General features: G+C 48.5%; 17 protein-coding genes. 16 read left to right on the top strand and 1 reads right to left on the bottom strand.

Annotation, left to right across the window (positions count from 1 at the left end):
• Positions 1 to 119 precede the first annotated feature (119 nt).
• The 15 genes from pyrH to tilS all read left to right on the top strand — a co-directional run bounded on the left by pyrH (position 120) and on the right by tilS (position 17,776).
• A complete protein-coding gene (gene pyrH, locus ACXAFQ_RS00995) occupies positions 120 to 860 on the top strand; it encodes a UMP kinase (protein WP_070127121.1) in 741 nt (246 codons plus the stop codon).
• 16 nt (positions 861 to 876) lie between these two features.
• Entirely contained in the window at positions 877 to 1,434 is a 558-nt protein-coding gene (gene frr, locus ACXAFQ_RS01000) for a ribosome recycling factor (RefSeq protein WP_070127119.1), read from the top strand.
• An 18-nt stretch (positions 1,435 to 1,452) separates the two neighbouring features.
• Positions 1,453 to 2,217 (top strand): polyprenyl diphosphate synthase, encoded by a 765-nt coding sequence (gene uppS / locus ACXAFQ_RS01005; RefSeq protein ID WP_474817752.1) that lies wholly within the window; start codon positions 1,453 to 1,455, stop codon positions 2,215 to 2,217.
• A gap of 58 nt (positions 2,218 to 2,275) precedes the next feature.
• Positions 2,276 to 3,139 carry a phosphatidate cytidylyltransferase gene (locus ACXAFQ_RS01010; RefSeq protein ID WP_070127117.1) on the top strand — a complete coding sequence of 288 codons (864 nt, stop codon included), beginning with the start codon at positions 2,276 to 2,278 and terminating at the stop codon, positions 3,137 to 3,139.
• Positions 3,139 to 4,320 carry a 1-deoxy-D-xylulose-5-phosphate reductoisomerase gene (gene ispC, locus ACXAFQ_RS01015; protein ID WP_474818390.1) on the top strand — a complete coding sequence of 394 codons (1,182 nt, stop codon included), beginning with the start codon at positions 3,139 to 3,141 and terminating at the stop codon, positions 4,318 to 4,320. The genes ACXAFQ_RS01010 and ispC overlap by 1 nt, the downstream gene beginning before the upstream one ends.
• The gene (gene rseP / locus ACXAFQ_RS01020; protein WP_474817753.1) at positions 4,320 to 5,675 is read left to right on the top strand and encodes a sigma E protease regulator RseP; all 1,356 of its coding nucleotides are present in this window, start codon (positions 4,320 to 4,322) and stop codon (positions 5,673 to 5,675) included. The genes ispC and rseP overlap by 1 nt, the downstream gene beginning before the upstream one ends.
• A gap of 91 nt (positions 5,676 to 5,766) precedes the next feature.
• Entirely contained in the window at positions 5,767 to 8,244 is a 2,478-nt protein-coding gene (bamA, locus tag ACXAFQ_RS01025; RefSeq protein ID WP_474817754.1) for an outer membrane protein assembly factor BamA, read from the top strand.
• A gap of 50 nt (positions 8,245 to 8,294) precedes the next feature.
• Positions 8,295 to 8,810, top strand: a complete 516-nt coding sequence (locus tag ACXAFQ_RS01030) for an OmpH family outer membrane protein (RefSeq protein WP_083273186.1) — start codon at positions 8,295 to 8,297, stop codon at positions 8,808 to 8,810.
• A 195-nt stretch (positions 8,811 to 9,005) separates the two neighbouring features.
• Positions 9,006 to 9,455, top strand: a complete 450-nt coding sequence (fabZ, locus tag ACXAFQ_RS01035; protein WP_474817755.1) for a 3-hydroxyacyl-ACP dehydratase FabZ — start codon at positions 9,006 to 9,008, stop codon at positions 9,453 to 9,455.
• A gap of 1 nt (position 9,456) precedes the next feature.
• Positions 9,457 to 10,227: an acyl-ACP--UDP-N-acetylglucosamine O-acyltransferase gene (gene lpxA / locus ACXAFQ_RS01040; protein WP_474817756.1), complete on the top strand. Its 771-nt coding sequence runs from the start codon at positions 9,457 to 9,459 to the stop codon at positions 10,225 to 10,227.
• Positions 10,228 to 11,382: a lipid-A-disaccharide synthase gene (gene lpxB, locus ACXAFQ_RS01045; RefSeq protein ID WP_474817757.1), complete on the top strand. Its 1,155-nt coding sequence runs from the start codon at positions 10,228 to 10,230 to the stop codon at positions 11,380 to 11,382.
• A complete protein-coding gene (rnhB, locus tag ACXAFQ_RS01050; RefSeq protein WP_070127108.1) occupies positions 11,375 to 11,950 on the top strand; it encodes a ribonuclease HII in 576 nt (191 codons plus the stop codon). Before lpxB ends, rnhB begins: the two co-directional genes overlap by 8 nt.
• An 11-nt stretch (positions 11,951 to 11,961) precedes the next feature.
• On the top strand, positions 11,962 to 15,426 hold the full coding sequence (gene dnaE / locus ACXAFQ_RS01055; RefSeq protein ID WP_474817758.1) for a DNA polymerase III subunit alpha: 3,465 nt from the start codon (positions 11,962 to 11,964) through the stop codon (positions 15,424 to 15,426).
• Between the two features lie 33 nt (positions 15,427 to 15,459).
• Positions 15,460 to 16,416 carry an acetyl-CoA carboxylase carboxyl transferase subunit alpha gene (gene accA / locus ACXAFQ_RS01060; protein WP_070127105.1) on the top strand — a complete coding sequence of 319 codons (957 nt, stop codon included), beginning with the start codon at positions 15,460 to 15,462 and terminating at the stop codon, positions 16,414 to 16,416.
• A gap of 28 nt (positions 16,417 to 16,444) precedes the next feature.
• Positions 16,445 to 17,776, top strand: a complete 1,332-nt coding sequence (gene tilS / locus ACXAFQ_RS01065) for a tRNA lysidine(34) synthetase TilS (protein ID WP_474817759.1) — start codon at positions 16,445 to 16,447, stop codon at positions 17,774 to 17,776.
• Between the two features lie 48 nt (positions 17,777 to 17,824).
• On the opposite strand, the gene ACXAFQ_RS01070 is transcribed toward tilS, so the two are convergent.
• A complete protein-coding gene (locus tag ACXAFQ_RS01070; protein WP_474817760.1) occupies positions 17,825 to 18,730 on the bottom strand; it encodes a GGDEF domain-containing protein in 906 nt (301 codons plus the stop codon).
• A gap of 230 nt (positions 18,731 to 18,960) precedes the next feature.
• Between ACXAFQ_RS01070 and ACXAFQ_RS01075 the strand changes: the two genes are divergently transcribed.
• Positions 18,961 to 20,898, top strand: a complete 1,938-nt coding sequence (locus ACXAFQ_RS01075) for a cation:proton antiporter domain-containing protein (RefSeq protein ID WP_474818391.1) — start codon at positions 18,961 to 18,963, stop codon at positions 20,896 to 20,898.
• Positions 20,899 to 20,944 lie beyond the last annotated feature (46 nt).

Consider the following 20,944-nt stretch of genomic DNA (forward strand, 5'->3'; position numbering starts at 1 on the left):
TAGGGCAGACAGCCCGAACCATCATAAAAAATATCGCTTGTAACGAGTCGGCTTGCGTCATTTCTTGTTGAGCACAACGAGGCATGAGACAAGCCGAATTCATAAGGACTATTCAAATAATGAGTATCACACCAAAATCAGCCTATCGACGTATTTTGTTAAAACTCAGCGGTGAAGCGCTGATGGGTTCAGAAGGGTTCGGTATCGATCCCAAAGTTCTTGATAGAATGGCTCAGGAAATTAAAGAGCTGGTTGAATTAGGTGTGCAGGTGGGTTTGGTTATCGGTGGCGGTAACCTGTTCCGTGGTGAAGGTCTGGCCAAAGCGGGCATGAACCGCGTTGTTGGTGACCACATGGGTATGCTGGCCACCGTTATGAACGGTCTGGCTATGCGTGATGCCTTGCACCGTGCCTTCGTAAACGCCCGCCTGATGTCAGCCATTCCTCTGAATGGCGTTTGTGACGCCTACAACTGGGCTGAAGCCATTAGTCTGCTAAAATCCGGCCGTGTAGTTATTTTTTCTGCGGGTACCGGTAATCCTTTCTTCACCACCGATTCTGCTGCGTGCTTACGTGGTATCGAAATTGAAGCTGAAGCTGTGCTTAAAGCGACGAAAGTTGATGGCGTGTACAGCGACGATCCGGTGAAAAACCCAGATGCGACCCTTTACCCGACACTGTCCTATCAGGAAGTGCTCGAGAAAGAGCTGAAAGTAATGGATTTATCTGCTTTCACCCTGGCCCGTGATCATCGTATGCCTATTCGCGTATTCAACATGAATAAACCCGGATGCCTTAAGCGCGTCGTAATGGGTGAGCAGGAAGGCACACTGATCGACCATCCTGAAAATTTAAAGTAAGAAATAGGAAACAACTGTGATTGATGAGATAGAAATGGATGCGCAAGAGCGCATGGAAAAAAGCATCAGCGCACTGAAAAGTCAGCTAAGCAAAATTCGCACAGGTCGAGCACACCCTAGTCTGCTCGACGGCATCATGGTGCCATATTACGGCGTAGACACACCCCTTAAGCAGGTTGCTAACGTGGTTGCAGAAGACAGCCGCACACTGGCACTGAGCGTATTCGATAAGAGCGCGATTCAGGCCGTTGAAAAAGCGATTATGCAGTCTGACCTGGGTCTTAACCCAATGAGCGCGGGCGGTTCAATCCGCATTCCTTTACCACCGCTTACTGAAGAGCGTCGTAAAGATTTAATCCGCGTTGTACGTAACGAAGCAGAAGGTGGACGTGTTGCTATCCGTAACATCCGTCGTGATGCGAACGGTGACGTAAAAGACCTGCTGAAAGAAAAAGAAATCAGCGAAGATGAAAGTCGTGCAGCGGAAGAAAATATTCAGTCGCTGACTAACGATTTCATCAAAAAAGTGGATGCCATGCTGGCAGACAAAGAAAAAGAACTAATGGAAATTTAAATAGTTACTATGTTAGGAATGCGGTCTAACACAGCGCCTGAAAAAACTGATGTCCTGGCCTCCGTGCCAGGACCTCAGCACGTTGCGATCATCATGGACGGAAATGGTCGATGGGCGCAAAAAAAGGGCAAAATCAGAACGTTCGGACACAAAGCCGGCGTGGAATCTGTTCGTGCAGTGGTACGTTTTGCTCGTCAGAATAATATTCAATCACTGACTCTTTTCGCTTTTTCCAGTGAAAATTGGAAACGTCCCGAAGAAGAAGTGTCGGTGCTTATGGAGTTGTTCAATTTGGTTTTGAACAACGAGGCAAAACGCTTGCACAAAAATGGCGTACGTCTCAAGGTGATTGGTGATGTGTCAGCTTTCGATGACAAGCTTACTGAAAAGATTCGGAAAGCCGAAGCGATGACAGCAGATAACCAGGAATTAGTGCTAAATATTGCCGCTAATTACGGTGGTCGCTGGGATATTGTCAATGCCGCCCGTCAACTCAGTGAGGCCGTGAGCGAAGGCAAAATGTCGTCTTCAGAAATCACAGAAGCTACGTTCGACTCTCACATCTCTACCGCGGGTTTACCGGAACTGGATTTACTTATCCGTACTGGGGGCGAACATCGCATCAGTAATTTCTTGCTGTGGCAATGTGCTTATGCGGAACTTTATTTTACCGACGTACTGTGGCCGGATTTTTCCGAGGACGTATTTCAGCAAGCTGTCAATGACTTCAAGCAGCGTCAGCGTCGGTTCGGTCTTACAGGCGAGCAGGTCAGCGTTCCTTAAGCTGAGCCTGCGCCATTAAGACGGAGCGCTCTCCGTCATCAGGAGCACAACGCCAATTATGCTAAAACAACGGATAATAACAGCATTAATTCTGGCGCCACTGGCGCTTATCGCGATCCTTTTTCTGCCTGTCTGGTGGTTTGAGGTAGCCATTGCCGGTGTCATCGGTCTGGGTGGCTATGAGTGGGCAAATATGTCTGGCATTAAGGCCCGTCCTCGTAAGGCCATGTTTGCGGCGTTTGTCTTTGCACTCTGTCTGGTGTTGTCGTCTTTAGTGAACGCATCAGACATCTGGTATCAGGGCCAGCTACATGGTCTCTATCACTTCATTCTTGGTATCTCTGTTATCTGGTGGTTATTCTCGCTTTGGATGATCATCTTCTATCCACGCTATTCCACGTTCTGGCGCAATAACAACCTTATTCGATTGGGCTTTGGTCTGTTAACGCTCATTCCTACATGGGTGGCCGTTATCAGCTTACGTACCAGCTTGCATGATGTAGACACCCTGTATGGCTCATCGCTTATTTTTTATGTGCTGGGTATTGTGTGGGCGGCGGATATCGGTGCTTTCTTCAGTGGTGTTAAATTCGGTCGTCATAAGCTGCGTCCGAATGTGTCTCCGGGTAAAACCCTAGAGGGGCTCATTGGCGGTATTGGCGCCTCTTTTGCGATTATTGCGTTTGCCGCTTTGCATTACCAGGTCGCTACCGATCGCATTTGGCTACACCTTCTCATTGGCGGTATTACCGTTGCTGTTTCAGCATTGGGCGATTTGAATGAAAGTATGCTCAAGCGCTGTGCCGGTATTAAAGATAGCGGTAAATTGTTGCCTGGTCATGGTGGTATTCTCGATCGGATCGACAGCCTGACTGCGGCATTCCCAGTATTTGCCTTCTGTTATGTAACCTGGATGGCATGATGCAAACCGTTACTATTCTTGGTGCAACCGGCTCCATCGGTTGCAGTACACTCGATGTCATAAATCGCCACCCGGACAAGTACCGGGTTTTTGCCATCACGGGTAATCAGCAAATTGAAAAGCTGTTACAACAGGCGAAAGACAGCGCAGCACGCTATGTGGTGCTTGCCGATGACAACCTGTACGACAAAGCCCGTGAAATGGCGGCCCATATGCAGGTTGAATCTGAAATTCTCTGTGGCCATAAAGCCCTTGAAGAAGTGGCGAGTGCCCCTGAAGTTACGTCAGTAATGGCAGCGATTGTCGGTGCTGCAGGCCTGTTACCAACTCTTGCTGCGGTGAAGGCGGGTAAACGGGTGTTGTTAGCTAACAAAGAAGCCCTGGTGATGTCTGGCGCATTATTTATTGATGCCGCACGTCAATCCGGCGCAGAAATCCTGCCTATCGATAGCGAACACAATGCTATTTTTCAGTGTTTGCCCGATAATTTTGAATACGGCGAGCTCGCGGCTTCCGGTATCAAGCAAATTCTACTTACCGGTTCTGGTGGTCCGTTTCGCGAGCGCGCGCTAGCCACTTTTTCCGAGATTTCCGTGGAAGAGGCTTGTCATCATCCGAACTGGTCGATGGGGCGTAAAATTACCGTTGATTCCGCCACCATGATGAACAAGGGTCTAGAATTTATCGAAGCCTGCTGGTTGTTTGGCGCCACATCAGATGACATCACCGTTGTGCTGCATCCTCAGAGTGTGATTCATTCTATGGTGCAGTATAACGACGGTTCAGTGATTGCTCAGCTTGGCAATCCTGATATGCGTACGCCTATCGCTTATGGGCTTGCGTGGCCAGAAAGAATTGACGCGGGTGTAGAAGCCCTCGACTTTGCAAAAATGGCAGACATGTCATTTTCCTCGCCTTGTTATGAGCGTTATCCCAACCTTAAACTTGCCATCGATGCCTGTAACGCGGGGCAAGCCGCGACCACCCGTTTGAATGCGGCGAATGAAATTGCCGTTGCGGCGTTCCTCGACGGCGAGGTGGGTTTTACTGATATTGCGCGAATTAACGAAGAAACACTGAATAAATTGGAACCTGTGAGCGTTTCGTCTCTCCAACAAATCCTTGAAGAAGATCGCAAAGCCCGTGATGTGGCAAGGGAATTGGTAAGGGGTATCGCGTAGTGTTGTCGTTTTTATGGAGTTTAGGTTCATTTGTTGTGGCGCTGGGTATTCTGGTGGCCGTACATGAATGGGGGCATTTTTACGTTGCCCGGTTATGCGGGGTGCATGTTGAACGCTTCTCCATTGGTTTTGGTAAGCCATTCTGGACACGGGTAGACAAAAAAGGTACCGAGTTCGCCGTCGCCGCTATCCCTCTGGGTGGCTATGTACGAATGCTTGATGAGCGCGTGGATACCGTACCGGAAGAAAAACGTCACCTGGCCTTCAACAACAAGCCGGTCTTACAGCGCATGGCGATTATTGCCGCAGGGCCCGGGGTTAACTTTATTTTTGCGGTTATTGCCCTTACCGCCATGTTTCTGATCGGTCAAAACAAAGTTAAACCCGTAGTGGGGGAAGTGTTACCTCAAAGTATTGCCGCGCAAACACAGCTGCATAGTGGCGATGAAATTGTTGGCGTAGACGGGCACGACACGTTGGACTGGGAGTCGGTCAATCTGGAACTGGTTTCGGCTATCGGTGGCGATTTTGTGCCAATTACTGTAAAGAATGCGCAAGGAATAACCAGTCAGGTTGAATTAAACATCAGTAACTGGAACTTTGATCCAGAAAAGCAGTCTGCATTAAACAGTTTGGGTATCGTGCCATTCAGGCCTGCCATAACGCTGAATATCGGTCTTGTCTCTGCAGATAGCCCAGCAGAGCAAGCCGGATTGTTAGTCGGTGATTCTCTGGTTGCGCTTAACAATGTTAAGATTGCAAGCTGGGAGTCGCTGGTAGAGCAGGTGAAAGCGTTACCTGGTGAAGACGTAGCCTTAACCATAAAACGCGATGGACAGACGCGTGTAATTAATGCCACTATCGCCCGCCGCGACACGCCAAATGGCCAAACTGGCTTTTTGGGCGTTAGTCCGCTGGCTGAACCCTGGCCCGAGGGCTATGTGTTTGTGCATCAGTATGGTCCGTTCGACGCCATTGTAAAGGCGGCGGATAAAACCTGGCGCTTAACGGCTGTCAGTGTTGAAATGCTAGGTAAGCTAGTAACCGGCGATGTGTCGCTGAACAATCTTAGCGGCCCGATTTCCATTGCACAGGGTGCAGGGGTGAGTGCAGGGTATGGCCTGACTTACTTTTTGAGTTTTTTAGCGTTGATCAGTGTCAGTCTTGGCATTATCAACTTGTTGCCAATTCCTATGCTGGATGGTGGTCACTTGCTGTTTTATGTCATCGAGTGGGTCACCGGAAAGCCAGTACCTGAAAGGATTCAGGAAACCGGATTTAAAATTGGCGGCGCATTGCTCTTTATGATGATGAGCATTGCCATTTTTAACGATATAAGTCGCTTTACATCTTAGCTTGTCTGTTGGTGTGATAAACAGATACAGATAAATGTAGACGACCATTTTAAATTAGAACAGCAAAACGCGGCCAGGAACAAAAGAATAGATGAAGTTAAATCAGTTAGTAGCAGCCGGACTCATGGCGTCCAGTGCTAGCTTCGCCAATGCTGCAGTGTCTGACAGTGAATTCGTTGTTGAAGATATCAAAGTCATCGGTTTGCAACGTGTTGCATTAGGTGCAGCGCTGACGTATCTGCCGGTACAGGTAGGTGATCGACTCAACAGTTTCCGAATCACCCAGGCAATCCGTTCACTATACTCTTCTACGCATTTTGAGCGTGTTGAGATCCTTCGCGATGGTAATACATTGGTGGTTAAGGTCGCAGAGCGTCCTACTATCAGTAACATCATCTTTGAAGGAAATGACGATATCAAAGATGAACAATTGCAGGAAAGTTTGGATGGTAATGGCGTTCGAATTGGCGAGCCGTTGGACAAAACTGTTCTAACATCAATTGAAAATGGCCTGAAAGATTTCTTTTACAGCATCGGTAAATACAACGCTGACGTGTCTGCGATTGTTACCCCGCTGCCTCGTAACCGGGTCGATCTCAAGCTACTCTTCGAAGAAGGCGATGCCGCCGAAATTCAACAGATTAACATCGTGGGTAACTCGGTGTTCTCTGATGAAGAGTTGATGAAAGACCTCGAACTTCAGTTTGATACGCCGTGGTGGGATTTCTTATCCGAAACCCGTTATCAGCAGCAAACGCTGCAGGGCGATATGGAAACCTTACGCAGTCACTATATGGACCGCGGTTACCTGCGCTTTAACATCGATTCAACGCAAGTCTCAATGACGCCAGAGAAAGACGGCATTTATATTGCGCTGAATGTAAACGAAGGTGAGCAATATACCGTTTCTGATGTTGAACTGGTTGGTGACTTATTAGGTAACGAAGAATACATCCGTTTAGTGTTACCGATTAACGTTGGTGAGCTGTACAACCAAGCGGAAGTGACCTACACCGAAGAGTTTATTAGTAAGTATCTGGGCCGCTTTGGCTATGCTTATCCTACAGTGACCACGGTGCCAGAAATTAACGATGAAGATAAAACCGTTAAACTGACGCTTTCTGTCGACCCGGGTAAACGTATTTATGTGCGCCGGATCAACTTTGAAGGTAACACTGTCACTTCGGATTCCGTTTTACGTCAGAACGTAAATCAGATGGAAGGGACCTGGCTATCCAATACCTCGCTTGAAACGTCGAAAGCATCCCTGTCTCGTCTGACTTATATGGAAGAAGTGGAATTCGAAACCACGCGATTGCCAGGACTTGATGACCAGGTCGATGTTGACTTCAATGTTAAAGAACAGCCTTCAGGTTCATTTAATGCCGGTATTGGTTATGGTGACCGGACGAAACTGAGCTTACAGGCGGGTATTCAGCAGAATAACTTCCTTGGTACAGGTAAACAGGTTGGCCTGAATGTCAGTACTGTTTCGTATCAACGTTCTGCGCAAATTACCTATAACGACCCGTACTTCACCATAGATGGAATCAGCCTTGGTGGTACTATCGGTTACAGTGAATTCGATGGTTCTGACTTTAATGTTATTCAATATAACTCCAAACGCTGGTCTGTTGGGGCAAACATTGGTTATCCGATCAACGAAGTAAACCGGATTAACTTTGGCCTGACGTATTCCAGTGTGGAACTGTATAACACCGGTTACTACGAACAGACAGAACAGTTCTATAACCAGTTCCGTGATGCGACCGATCCAGAAGCGCCAATCAATTACGACAGCTACCAGGCGAGTGTGGCGTGGAGCCGTAGCACGCTGAACAGAGGTTTGTTCCCAACTGCCGGTTCGTCACAGCGCGCCAGTTTGTCGGTTACGACACCAAATTCAGACGTTAACTACTTCAAAGCGGTACTCGATACCAAGTTTTATTTCCCACTGTCTCGTGACACGCGCTGGACCGTATTGGCCCGTCTTCGTTTAGGTTACGGTAATGGTTACGGCGAAACGAACGGTAACGAGCAAATCCTCCCATTTACCGAAAACTTCACTGCCGGTGGTGCTGACACCCTGCGTGGATTTGAGAACAACACGGTAGGTCCTCGTGGGATTATCCGCGGGAACACCAACAGTATTGTTGGACCGGATGGGCAGGTTTATCCTGGTGGTTCCGCCACCGACGGTATCAGCATTTCAAGACGAAGCCTTGGTGGTAATGCCATGGCCCTTGGTGGCGTGGAGCTTATTGTTCCCACACCATTTGTCGATGCAGAATATGATAATTCAGTACGTACCAGTATGTTTATTGATGTAGGTAACGTTTGGGATACTGAATTTGATTATGATAAGTACAAGGATTTAACCCAGTACAGTACAAATTCTGGCGGATTGATAGACTATTCCGACTGGACACAGTATCGTAGTTCCGCCGGTATTTCTGTACAATGGATTTCACCGATGGGGCCGATGGTCTTTAGCTTCTCTCGCGCTATTCAAGAACGTGAAGGCGATGACGCTAAATTCTTTACCTTTAATATCGGTCAAACATTCTAATTCTAATCCGGAAGTGAACCGGGCTTTAAAAATTTAAAAAGGAGTTCCTTTTGAAACAGTTGGCAAGACAATTCGTAGCAACCCTGATGTTAGGAAGTGCACTGGTAAGTGCATCTGCAATGGCTGAGCAGAAAATCGGCGTAGTAGATGTGCAAGGTGTATTCCAGGCGATGCCGCAGGCCGCTGAGATCTCTAATAACATCCAGGTAGAATTTAAAGACCAGATCGATGAAGTGAATCAACTTCAGAAAGACGGCCAGTTTTATGCAGAGCGTCTTCAGCGCGATGCTGCTACAATGAGCGAATCTGAGAAGAAAGAACTGCAAGATAAAATCCTTGCCGTTCGTGAGCAACTGGCAGAAAAAGGTCAGCCGTTACAGCAAAACATTCAACGTCGTAGCAACGAAGAGCGTAATAAGCTGTTAGGTTTAATCAAACAAGCGATTGATTCTGTTGCTGCTAAAGGTAAATACGACCTGGTATTAAATGCTGGTGCAGTTGCTTATACCGCTGATGAGCATGATATCTCTGAGCAAGTGCTCGAGCAGGTAAAGAAAATTAAGTAATGCCTTCGCCGGTTAACGGCGGCTTACTTCACAGAGCAGTTAATCTGCCCGGCAAACAGACTAACGTCGAGAGATGTTGGTCTGATTTGTTTTTAGCGCATATAAGCGTATGGTTGCCGCCATTTAAAAATAAAATACGGCAATCGGTCTGCAGCAAGTGAAATGCAGACTTGTTTTGGCATTAGGAGAGCTTTTTTGGCCAACTCACTCAACACAATTGATATCCAGGAAATTCTGGATCTACTTCCACACCGTTACCCGTTTCTGCTGGTTGATCGCGTTACCGACTTTGTCGAAGGCGAGTCCATAAAGGCGTACAAGAACATCACCATGAATGAACCTTGCTTCACCGGTCATTTCCCGGGACGCCCTATTTTCCCTGGCGTGCTTATTCTGGAAGCAATGGCACAGGCAGCTGGCGTACTTGGTTTTAAAACCATGGGTAAATCCGATAAGCTATACTTGTATGCAGGTATTGACAGTGCACGGTTCAAACGTCCTGTGACACCTGGCGATCGTCTGGAATTCGATGTCAGCCTGATTAAAGAACGCAGAGGGATTTGGAAATTCAGAGGTACCGCAAGCGTCGACGGTGAAGAAGCTTGTAGTGCTGAATTCATGTGTGCAATAAGAGAGATGGTATAACGTGATTCATTCTACTGCCGTGATTTCCGACAAGGCTACCCTTGGGAAAAACGTCACGGTTGGACCATTTTGTTATGTGGGCGATGAAGTGGTAATCGGAGACGATTGCGTACTTGAGTCTCATGTTGTGATTAAGGGTCCGACAACCATTGGTAAACGTAACCGCTTTTTCCAGTTCTGTTCAATCGGTGAAGATTGTCAGGATAAGAAGTACGCGGGCGAGCGTACGTATCTGGAAATTGGTGACGACAACGTATTCCGCGAGTCCAGTAGCGTTCATCGGGGTACCATACAGGATAATGCAATAACACGTGTTGGCTCCCGCAATCTGCTTATGATCAATGCCCATGTAGCACACGATGTGGTAATGGGTGACGATTGTATCCTGGCGAACAATGTGTCGTTGGCTGGACACGTCCACATGGGTAACTTTGTTATCTTTGGTGGCGGCGCCGCTATTCATCAATTCGGTAAAGTGGGAAGCCATGCATTCGTCGGAGCCGGTGCCATTCTGGTGAAAGATGTTCCTCCTTACGTTATGGTTAATGGTCAAAAGAACGTAACGGCAGGGATTAACTCTGAAGGCTTACGTCGTCGCGGATTTAGCTCAGAGCAAATTATGGCAGTGAAGCGTGCATATCGCACACTGTATCGCGATAACAATACCATTGAAGAAGCTATCGCTAAGTTAGCGGATGTTGCCGCGAAGGATGAAAATATCCAGGCATTGGTCACATTCCTGGAAAACGCGCATCGGGGCATATTACGCTAAATGCCCGCTTCAACGTTGCGAATCGGCATCGTGGCAGGTGAGCCATCTGGAGATGTGCTCGCCGCCGGTATGGTTGCTGAACTGAAAAAGCGATACCCCGATGCCATTATCGAAGGCATCGGTGGTGACAATATGAAAGCGGCGGGTTTTCACTCGTTGTTTGATATGGAAACCCTCTCCGTTATGGGGTTGGTTGAAGTATTGTCTCATTTACCTGCCATTTTGAAATTAAAAAAGCAATTACTTGCTCATTTCGAAGCTCACCCCCCTGATGTGTTTATTGGCGTTGATGCACCAGATTTTAATCTGCGTGTAGAAAAGGCGTTAAAAGCGCGGGGTATTAAAACGGTGCACTATGTCAGTCCAACCGTGTGGGCTTGGCGAGAAAAACGCATACATAAAATAAAGGCAGCAACCAACCACGTACTTGGCTTGTTTCCTTTTGAGAAGCAGGTTTACGACAAGTACCAGGTACCTTACACCTTTGTCGGCCACACGCTGGCTGATGCCGTACCCCTTGAGCCTGACCAGCAAGCAGCACGCGCTTCTCTGGGGCTAGACGCGAACGCGCCAGTGCTTGCCGTTTTACCTGGAAGCCGTGGTGGGGAGTTAAAAGCGTTGCTACCCGTGTTTACTGAAACCATGCGTAAAATCAAAACCCTGGTTCCCGGTATTCGCTTTGTTTTACCCGCTGCGAATCGATATCGTCTCGATGGTATTCAGGCTTATTTACAGGAAAACTGCAAAGACTGGTTTAGCGATGGCGAGTTATTACTCACCAAAGGGAATGCCAGAGAAGCGATGATTGCCAGCGATACCATTTTACTGGCATCAGGCACGGCGACGCTGGAAGCTATGCTGTGCAAACGCCCCATGGTGACCTGTTATAAACTTGCGCCGATCACTTACAAAATCATGCAGCGCCTGTACAGAGCGCCATTTTTTGCCTTACCGAATTTGCTTGCTGGCGAAGCACTGATCCCTGAACTGCTTCAAGATGATGTAAATCCAGATACGCTGTGTGAATACTTAGTGCCTATGTTTTCTAAAGATAATTCCGCGCTCATTCAGCGCTTCACTGCGTTACACAAAAGCTTGAAACTGGATGCAGATAAAATGGCTGCCCAGGCCATTTCAGAGGTTATTAATGAATAAACTGATTGCCGGCGTTGATGAAGTAGGTCGAGGACCACTGGTGGGTGACGTGGTAACTGCAGCGGTGATTTTAGACCCTGCTAATCCCATCGAAGGACTCAACGACTCGAAAAAACTGTCTGAAAAGAAGCGCACGGCGCTGGCTGAAGAAATTAAACAAAAAGCCCTGAGTTGGGCAATCGGCCGCGCTACGCCGCAGGAAATCGACCATCTCAACATCCTCCACGCAACTATGCTGGCGATGAAACGTGCCGTTGAAGGGCTGGCTTTACAGCCCGAATTTGTGCGAGTAGACGGTAACCGACTGCCAGACTGGTCGTATGCAGCAGAAGCGATTGTCAAAGGCGACGGATTGCATGCCGAGATTTCTGCAGCATCAATTTTGGCGAAGGTTGAGCGTGATAACGACATGATAGAGTTACATGCTCAGTATCCCCAATATAATTTCGCCGGGCACAAAGGCTATCCCACTAAAGCACATTTTGAAGCTTTAGAAGCGTACGGCGTATTACCGTGTTATCGTATGTCCTTTAAGCCTGTTCAGGCGCGTTTGGCTGTCCAGAAATAAGAGAACAAAGCATGTCTACGCCGTTTATCCATCTTCGCGTTCACAGCGACTTTTCGATGATGGATGGGTTGAATAAAGTTAAGCCCATCCTTGCGCAGGTTGAAGCCTTCAACATGCCCGCGGTGGCGATCACCGACCAAATGAACATGTGTGGTCTGGTGAAATACTATTCCGACGCCCACAATCGCGGTATCAAACCTATTATTGGCACCGATTTCTGGGTGCAAAGTGAAATGCTCGACGAGGAGCCTTTCCGTTTAACCTTATTGGCAATGAACAATGAGGGCTATAAAAACATCACCTTGCTGATCTCCAAAGCCTACCTCCGTGGTGAAGTGCACCATCGGGCCGTTATCGATCAGGCGTGGCTGGCTGAGCATGCAGAAGGGGTGATTATTCTGTCCGGTGCTATGCACGGCGATATTGGCATTGCACTCACCAAGAATAACCAGAAAATTCTAGACGCCTCACTGGCCTTTTATCAGCAGCATTTTGCCGATCGTTTTTACCTGGAACTCATTCGCACTGGTCGCCCGGGGGAAGAGGACTATTTGCATAGAGCCGTAGACCTGGCTGAACAGGCTGGTTTGCCGGTGGTCGCCACTAACGAAGTGTGTTTTATCGAAAAGGTAGGCTTCGAGGCCCATGAAATTCGTGTTGCCATTCACGATGGCTACACCCTCGACGATCCCCGCCGTCCGAAGCGTTACAGTGATCAACAGTATCTTCGTTCTGCCGAAGAAATGGTTGAATTGTTCAGCGATATACCGGAAGCCATCGAAAATACGGTGGAGATTGCTAAACGCTGTAATGTTACCGTACGCCTTGGTGAGTATTTCCTGCCGCAGTTTCCAACCGGCGGCATGACTACAGAAGACTTTCTGGTGAAAGTGTCAGAAGAAGGTTTGGAAGAGCGGCTTGAGTTTCTGTTTCCGGATGAAGCTGAGCGGGCAGAAAAGCGACCTGAATACGATAAGCGTTTGGCCATCGAACTGGGCGTTATCAACCAAATGGGATTTCCCGGTTACTTCCTTATCGTTATGGAATTTATCCAGTGGAGTAAAGACAACGGCATCCCTGTAGGGCCAGGCCGGGGTTCCGGTGCCGGCTCATTAGTGGCTTATGCGCTCAAAATTACCGACTTGGATCCGCTTGAATTCGACCTGCTATTCGAACGTTTTCTTAACCCAGAGCGGGTATCCATGCCCGACTTCGACGTTGACTTCTGTATGGATCGTCGCGACGAAGTTATCGACCACGTGGCAGAGCTATACGGCCGTCAGGCGGTTTCTCAAATCATTACCTTTGGTACCATGGCAGCAAAAGCCGTGGTGCGGGACGTGGGCCGTGTTCTTGGTCATCCCTACGGTTTTGTCGACCGTATTTCCAAACTGATCCCGTCAGACCCTGGCATGACGTTGGGTAAAGCCTTCGAAGTGGAGCCACGGTTACCAGAGCTATATAACGACGATGAGGAAGTGAAAGACCTCATCGATATGGCCCGCATTCTGGAAGGGGTTACCCGTAACGCCGGTAAACACGCCGGTGGCGTGGTTATTGCCCCCACTACCATTACCGACTTCGCGCCGCTGTATTGCGATGACGAAGGGAAAAACCCGGTAACCCAGTTCGACAAGAATGACGTGGAAACGGCCGGTCTGGTTAAGTTCGACTTCCTGGGTCTGCGTACCTTAACCATCATCCAGTGGGCGCTGGATATGATTAAGGAAGGGCGAGGCGAGGATGTAGACATTAGCGCCATTCCCCTTGAAGATAAAAAGAGTTTCCGCTCGCTACAAGCTGCAGAAACCACAGCGGTATTCCAGCTTGAATCTCGCGGGATGAAAGAGCTGATCAAGCGCCTGAAGCCAGACTGCTTCGAAGATATTATCGCACTGGTGGCCCTGTTTCGACCGGGGCCGCTGCAATCAGGCATGGTAGATAACTTTATCGACCGTAAACACGGTAGGGAAGAAATCTCATTTCCGGATGCGGAGTACCAGCATGAGTGTCTGAAAGAAATTCTTGAGCCCACCTACGGCATCATCCTGTATCAGGAACAGGTTATGCAGATTGCCCAGGAAATGTCCGGATACAGCCTGGGTGGCGCTGACTTGCTCCGCCGTGCAATGGGTAAGAAAAAACCCGAAGAAATGGCAAAGCAGCGGTCAACCTTCCAGGATGGTGCCGCCGGTAATAACATCGATCCCGATCTGGCAATGAAAATTTTCGATCTGGTGGAAAAGTTCGCCGGATACGGGTTTAACAAATCACACTCTGCGGCATATGCCCTGGTGTCATATCAAACGCTATGGCTGAAGGTGCATTATCCTGCTGAGTTCATGGCTGCGGTTATGTCGGCAGATATGGATAATACCGACAAAATCGTTACCCTGGTTGATGAAGTTGATCGTATGGGCCTGACCATGTTGCCACCCGATCTCAACGTGGGTAAATACAAATTCACCGTGGACGATCAGGGTCGTATTGTTTACGGCATTGGCGCAATCAAAGGTGTGGGCGAAGGCCCCATCGAAGCGATTATTGAAGCCCGGGAACAACACGGTAGTTTTACTGATTTGTTTGATTTCTGTGCTAAAGTGGACATTAAGCGGGTTAACAAGCGCGTACTAGAAAAATTGGTGCTTGCCGGGGCGATGGATAACCTGGGGCCGCATCGAGCCGCCATTATGGCATCGTTGCCTGAAGCTATTGCCGCAGCCGGACAGCATGCAAAAGCCGAGTCGTTTGGACAGTCAGATATGTTCGGCTTGTTGACCACAGAACCCGACGACGTTAAACAAGCCTTTGCTGATGTGCCACAATGGCCGGAAAAGGTTTGGCTGGATGGCGAGAAAGATACCCTTGGATTGTATCTCACTGGCCACCCGATTAACCAATATGCTGACGAGATTAAACATTACTCAGATGGCAGGTTGGTTGATCTTAAACCTACCGGAAAAGACCAGATGTCTTCTGCGGTAGGTTTAGTCTTAGGCGTACGGGTGATGACCAATAAAAAAGGGCGTCGCTGGGCCATTGTTACCCTGGATGATAAAAGTGCAAGGATGGATGTACGTTTCTTCCCGGATATGTACGAAAAATATGAGAGTATTCTCGAAACTGACCGTATCCTGCTAATAAAGGGACAGGTCAGCTTTGATGATTTCTCTGGTGGCAATACAATCTCTGCCCGTGATGCAATGGACATTGTTCAGGCCAGAGAACAGAACGCAAGAGCACTGATGTTGGAATTAGACACAGTGCAAATTGATGAAAACCGAATTTCATCACTACAGGCAATTCTTCAGACGTACCGCGGCGGCAGTTGCCCGGTACAGATGCGTGTGGTCCATCCGGATGCGGAGGCAGTACTGGCCTGCGGTGCACAGTGGTACGTGACACCGGAAGATCAATTGTTGCACGAATTAAAGCAGTGTCTGGGTGAGCAGTCAGTCGCCATGTGTTATCACTGACAGGCGTAAAAAGTAGTATAGATAGGACACAGAATGAGTATACAGTTTTTGGAATTTGAGCAGCCGATTGCTGAACTAGAAGCAAAAATCGAAGAGCTTCGGCTGGTTAATCAGGGTGGTGAATTCGATGTGGGTATCGAAGAAGAGATCACCAAATTACGCACGAAAAGTGCAGAGCAGACAAAAAAGATCTTCTCTGACTTAGGTGCATGGCAGATCTCTCAGTTGGCCCGTCATCCAATGCGTCCTTATACGCTGGATTACGTTGGCCGCATTTTTACCGAGTTCGATGAACTGGCCGGTGACCGCGCTTATGCCGACGACAAAGCCATTGTTGGTGGTCTGGCAAAAATTGATGACCAGCCAATTATGCTGATTGGTCATCAGAAAGGTCGCGACACCCATGAAAAAATTAAACGTAACTTCGGTATGCCAAAGCCGGAAGGTTACCGCAAAGCCCTGCGTCTGATGAAGATGGCGGAGCGTTTTAATCTGCCAATCGTTACGTTAATCGACACGCCGGGAGCCTATCCGGGTGTGGGAGCGGAAGAACGTGGCCAAAGTGAAGCGATTGCCCGCAATCTTTTCGAAATGGCACAGCTTCGTGTACCCATCATCTGTACTGTTATCGGTGAAGGTGGTTCCGGTGGCGCACTGGCCATTGGTGTGGGTGACCGCGTGAATATGCTCCAGTACTCTACCTATTCGGTTATTTCACCAGAAGGCTGTGCGTCTATTCTGTGGAAGAGTGCAGAGAAAGCCCCTCTGGCTGCTGAAGCAATGGGCGTGAGTGCGCCGCAAATTAAAGAGCTTGGTTTGATCAACAGTATTGTTGAGGAACCGCTTGGTGGTGCCCATCGCGATCACGACAGTATGGCGGCAAATTTGAAAGCCACCATCAAACAGCAGTTAAGTCAGCTTAAATCGTTAGACGTTGAAAATCTGATGGAAGAGCGTTACCAAAGACTGATGTCTTTCGGTTACTGCTAAACCCGCAGTACAATCTGGGACAACAGCTATGTCTTTAAAGGTCGATGCAACATCATTGATGCTGCAGATCACCGAATCGCTTCAACGACTGTTGTCCTCGCTAACATCACCGCCTACCACACTCATTGTTGGGTTCAGCGGTGGTGTAGATTCTTCCTTTCTTCTCCATGCACTAGCCTGTTCCTCCCTCGTTTCATCTACATCATTACCTCCTCTGCATGCCGTATATATTCACCATGGTTTAAGTGACCAGGCCGACCAATGGCAACTGCATTGCCAGGAATTCTGTGAACAGCGAAATATTCGCTTCTCAGCGGTGAAAGTACAGGTGCCTGATTTACCCCGTACCAGCCTTGAGGCGACAGCACGTGATGCTCGGTATGATGCACTTCTGGATATCTGTAAACGTGAGCAGGGGGCGCTGGTGTTGGGTCAGCATCAAGATGATCAAGTGGAAACCTTATTGCTAGCACTAAAGCGGGGGAGCGGACCTGCCGGACTTGCTGCGATGCCTGCGGTGTCGACAAAGTGTGATGTGGCTTTACTTCGGCCTATGTTGAATGTATCAAGGTCAAGCCTAGAAGAGGCGGCAAAGGCACTTTCGCTTGATTGGGTAGAAGACGAATCAAATACCGATCTTCGGTTTGACCGCAATTATCTTCGCCAAACCATATTGCCCATGATAACAGCGCGTTGGGAGCAGTTTGGCGGCAGTGTCAGCAAATCCGCGGAGTTACTTCAAGAGCAGAATGCGCTGCTCGATGAAGTGACAAAAGAACGTTTTTTATCTTCAAGGAACGCTGACAACACCTTGTCAGTGGCGCGTATTCAAGCTTTGTCTTTACCCTGGCAGCGTGCTGTTATTCGTTATTGGATTCGGCTTCACCGCAAACCAATGCCAAGTCGAATTCAACTCGAGGAAGTACTGCAAGCGATGGGGGCCAGGGGTGATGCAAATCCAGTGGTTTCTATGAGTGGGTACGATATTCGGCGTTACAATCAGAGCTTGTTTCTTACCGAGTCACTCAGTCGTCCTGAACAGCAAAAAGTGACACCCGGTACCATTATCCAGTTACCGTGGTGGCCAATCGCCTTCGAAATTGACGGCCAGGGGGATTTTTCTGTGGTAGCGGCACATGAAATAAAACGACTTCAGGTACTGAATAACCCGTTAGCAAAAACGCCTGGGAAGTGGTTCAAAGAGTGGAAGGTGCCAACCTGGCTACGAAATCAGGTACCGGTGATCATCGACAATGAACACCCGGTGGCAGTGGTTCTCACCGACAAAATCATTTATTTATCGGCAGCTGCGAAAGCGCAGTTCGATATTCGCCTGGTGGATACCGCGCTGCCAGAATGAAAGCCAGAGGCAACAATTTGCCTCTTAGCGGGTTTAATGGCTGACAAGCTATGCCGCTAGATAGGCGTTTTTACCTGCGCCTTTTACCTGATAAAGTGCTTTATCTGCTCTGTCTATAAGGTCAGAAATACTGTCTTCCTGGCGGAAAACTGCACCGCCGATGCTACAGGAAATACCGTGATCATGCAGGAAGGTATTGTTAGCAATCTTCAAACTAATTCGATCGGCGATGCGTTTAAGCGATGTTTTCTTTGAGCAATCCAGTAGACAACAAAACTCGTCGCCGCCAATACGAAACGCTTCATCCTCAGCACGTAATACTGCGGCGATCTCAGTTGCCACTGTAAGCAACACTTTGTCACCTTCCTGATGACCAAAGCTATCGTTCACATGCTTGAAGTTGTCCAGATCCAGTATCAATAGCCCGAAGGTTTCACTGTGGCGAAGCGCGCGACTGGTAAGTCTGTCGCAGGATTCATCAAAGGCATTGCGGTTACCTAGTTTCGTTAACGCATCTTTTGTCGCCATTTTTTTCAGGCGATCAAACTCCAGTGCGTTGCTGAACTGATGACTGAACAATACGTGTAGTTCACCAAGGCATTGTCGCTCTTCACGGCTCGGCTCTGATGCGAACATATAGTGAACATAAGGTGCCGGGCCTTGAGCCGAGCGATTGCTAAGCGGCAGCGATAGGGTAGTGCCCGGCAGATTTTTAACCGGTGCACGGCCATACGTCAGGTGACGAGCGGCTTCGCTCAGGTTAAGATGAACCAGTGCAACATGTTGTCTTAGCTGATGAAAGTACAAAGACGCCAGGGCAGAAATGTCTATGGTAGACAAAATTCGACCAAGAAACGCGTTCTTTTGTTCTGCACTCAGTCGCGGTCCTGTCGACGCCAAAGGATAAAAGCTGTCTGGTAAAGCGTGCTCAAAAGCGGATGTTGAAAATTCCAAAACCGTGCTCCTCAGGAACCATGCGTTATACTTACCAGCGGCAACATGAAAGTAATCATTTTAGTCAAAAAGTTGCCGCCTCATCGTTGATGCAGAGGATTCTGCAAACGCTGTGCCATCGCTAAAATTGACTTGTCGGTAGATTGAGCGATTTGGCCTGAACTGTATTTGCCAGCAAAAACCAAGGAGTCGTTGTGGTAGAGAGTGGATTTGGACAAATTGTTTTCTTGATGGCTCTTGCTGTTATCAGCGTCGCAGTTTTTCGCAAGCTGCATTTACCCCCCATTCTCGCCTATCTGTTCGCTGGTCTACTCGCGGGCCCGGAGGTACTCAAGCTATTTCTGCATCCTGAAGACATGCATCTACTGGCAGAAATCGGCATTGTATTTTTATTGTTCTCCCTTGGTCTTGAGTTTTCTTTGCCGAAATTGATGTCGATGCGCAGCCTGGTGTTCGGTGTGGGGCTAGGACAAATGGTCTTTACCACTGGGACATTCTCGGTTATCGTCCATTTCTTTGGCTTTGAATGGGGGCCCGCAGTCATTATCGGTGGCATGCTGGCATTAAGCTCAACGGCCATTGTGATTAAACAACTTACCGAAGCCGGTGCCCTTAATCATCGGCGTACTGAAATGGCGATCAGTATTCTGCTGTTTCAGGATTTGGCAGTCGTGCCATTTTTGATTGTTATTCCACTAATGGCATCGCAACAGGATGTCAGCCTGGCCAGCGCATTGATCATGGCGCTCGTGAAGGGCGTGGTGGTTGTCATTATGCTCCTGTCGGCAGGGAAGTGGATTTTACCCTGGATATTTCGAGAAGTCGCCAAAACCCGCACCGATGAGCTGTTCGTTCTCACTACCATTTTAGTTGCCATTCTTGCTGGCGGCCTCACCTATGTGTTTGGCTTGTCCATGGCGTTGGGGGCATTTCTTGCGGGTATGATGCTCGGTGAGAGCCAGTACAAGTATCAGTTAGAAGCCGATATCCGTCCGTTCCGCGATATTCTCATGGGATTGTTTTTTGTCACAGTGGGCATGCAGTTAAAACTCGATGTGCTGTTTTCCGATGGCTTATTCATCTTCACTGGGGTATTGGTGTTAATGGTGCTTAAAGTGTTAGTGCTCCAGTTGGTCGCCAAAATACTTAAGCGGGATTCAGTTGATTCCTGGGCTACCGGCATCAAGTTGTGTCAGATTGGCGAATTTAGTTTTGTTATTGCGGCACTGGCTACCACTGAAGGGGTGATTGATGCGCGCACCTCATCGATCATCATCAGTATGGGGGTTATCAGTATGGCACTCACTCCCATGTTGGTGGATCGCAGCGTTGCATGGGCACAACGGCTTTCGCCTAAGCAAATGCGCCATGTTGAGCCCGAAAGCACCATTCCTGAAGCCTCTGAATATAACAATCACATCATCATTGCTGGATTTGGCAGGGTGGGGCAGTCTGTGGCCCGACTGCTAAAACTGGAAGGAATCGCATTTATTACTATCGATGCCGACCCCGTGCGGGTTTACGAGAGTCGTAATGCTGGCGAACCGATATTATTTGGTGATGCCAGTCAGAAAGATATTCTGGAAAATGCGGGAGCGGCTCGTGCTAGCCTAATCCTCGTGACGTTTGACGAGCCCGAAAAGGCAAAGCAGGTTATCAATGCTGCCCGGCAGATAGCCGGTGAAATTAACCTGATGGTGAGGACAAAAAGGGACTATCAGCTAGACGCCTTGTATAAAGCGGGCGCGAGTCAGGTAGTACCGGAGATTCAAGAGGGCAGCCTGATGTTAATCTCACAAGTGTTGCACTATGCAGGCGTGCCGATGTCGAGAATACTACGACGTGTACGTGAGGAGCGTCAGGGGCGCTATGATCATCTCCATGGTTTCTATCCCGGTGAAACCACTGAAATAAGCTATGGCACAGAAGATAAACTGGAGTTTGTGCATGCGGTTGTTTTGAATAACAACGCGGCCTGTCTTGGACGGCAATTGAGTGATATTGATTTTCAGCGCATGCGGGTGCGTTTGCAGGGATTACGCCGGGACGGCCAGGAAATCAACGAGCCCAATCCGGGCGATGTGCTGCAAGCCGGTGATGTGTTAGTTATTGCGGGTAAACCGCGACGGGTAGAAAGAGCCGAAAGACGTTTGCTTGAAGGGGCGTAAATTTGCCCCCTACGCTGGCACGGGAAAGTCATTGCCGTTTATAGGT

It is taken from the genome of Alteromonas sp. ABH2_165 (genome assembly GCF_056159945.1).

What these genes read in the sequence shown, in the direction of transcription:
- pyrH (WP_070127121.1), top strand. Translation starts at nt 120, where the DNA reads ATGAGTATCACACCAAAATCAGCCTATCGACGTATTTTGTTAAAACTC.
- uppS (WP_474817752.1), top strand. Translation starts at nt 1,453, where the DNA reads ATGCGGTCTAACACAGCGCCTGAAAAAACTGATGTCCTGGCCTCCGTG.
- ACXAFQ_RS01010 (WP_070127117.1), top strand. Translation starts at nt 2,276, where the DNA reads ATGCTAAAACAACGGATAATAACAGCATTAATTCTGGCGCCACTGGCG.
- ispC (WP_474818390.1), top strand. Translation starts at nt 3,139, where the DNA reads ATGCAAACCGTTACTATTCTTGGTGCAACCGGCTCCATCGGTTGCAGT.
- bamA (WP_474817754.1), top strand. Translation starts at nt 5,767, where the DNA reads ATGAAGTTAAATCAGTTAGTAGCAGCCGGACTCATGGCGTCCAGTGCT.
- lpxB (WP_474817757.1), top strand. Translation starts at nt 10,228, where the DNA reads ATGCCCGCTTCAACGTTGCGAATCGGCATCGTGGCAGGTGAGCCATCT.
- rnhB (WP_070127108.1), top strand. Translation starts at nt 11,375, where the DNA reads ATGAATAAACTGATTGCCGGCGTTGATGAAGTAGGTCGAGGACCACTG.
- dnaE (WP_474817758.1), top strand. Translation starts at nt 11,962, where the DNA reads ATGTCTACGCCGTTTATCCATCTTCGCGTTCACAGCGACTTTTCGATG.
- accA (WP_070127105.1), top strand. Translation starts at nt 15,460, where the DNA reads ATGAGTATACAGTTTTTGGAATTTGAGCAGCCGATTGCTGAACTAGAA.
- tilS (WP_474817759.1), top strand. Translation starts at nt 16,445, where the DNA reads ATGTCTTTAAAGGTCGATGCAACATCATTGATGCTGCAGATCACCGAA.
- ACXAFQ_RS01075 (WP_474818391.1), top strand. Translation starts at nt 18,961, where the DNA reads ATGGCTCTTGCTGTTATCAGCGTCGCAGTTTTTCGCAAGCTGCATTTA.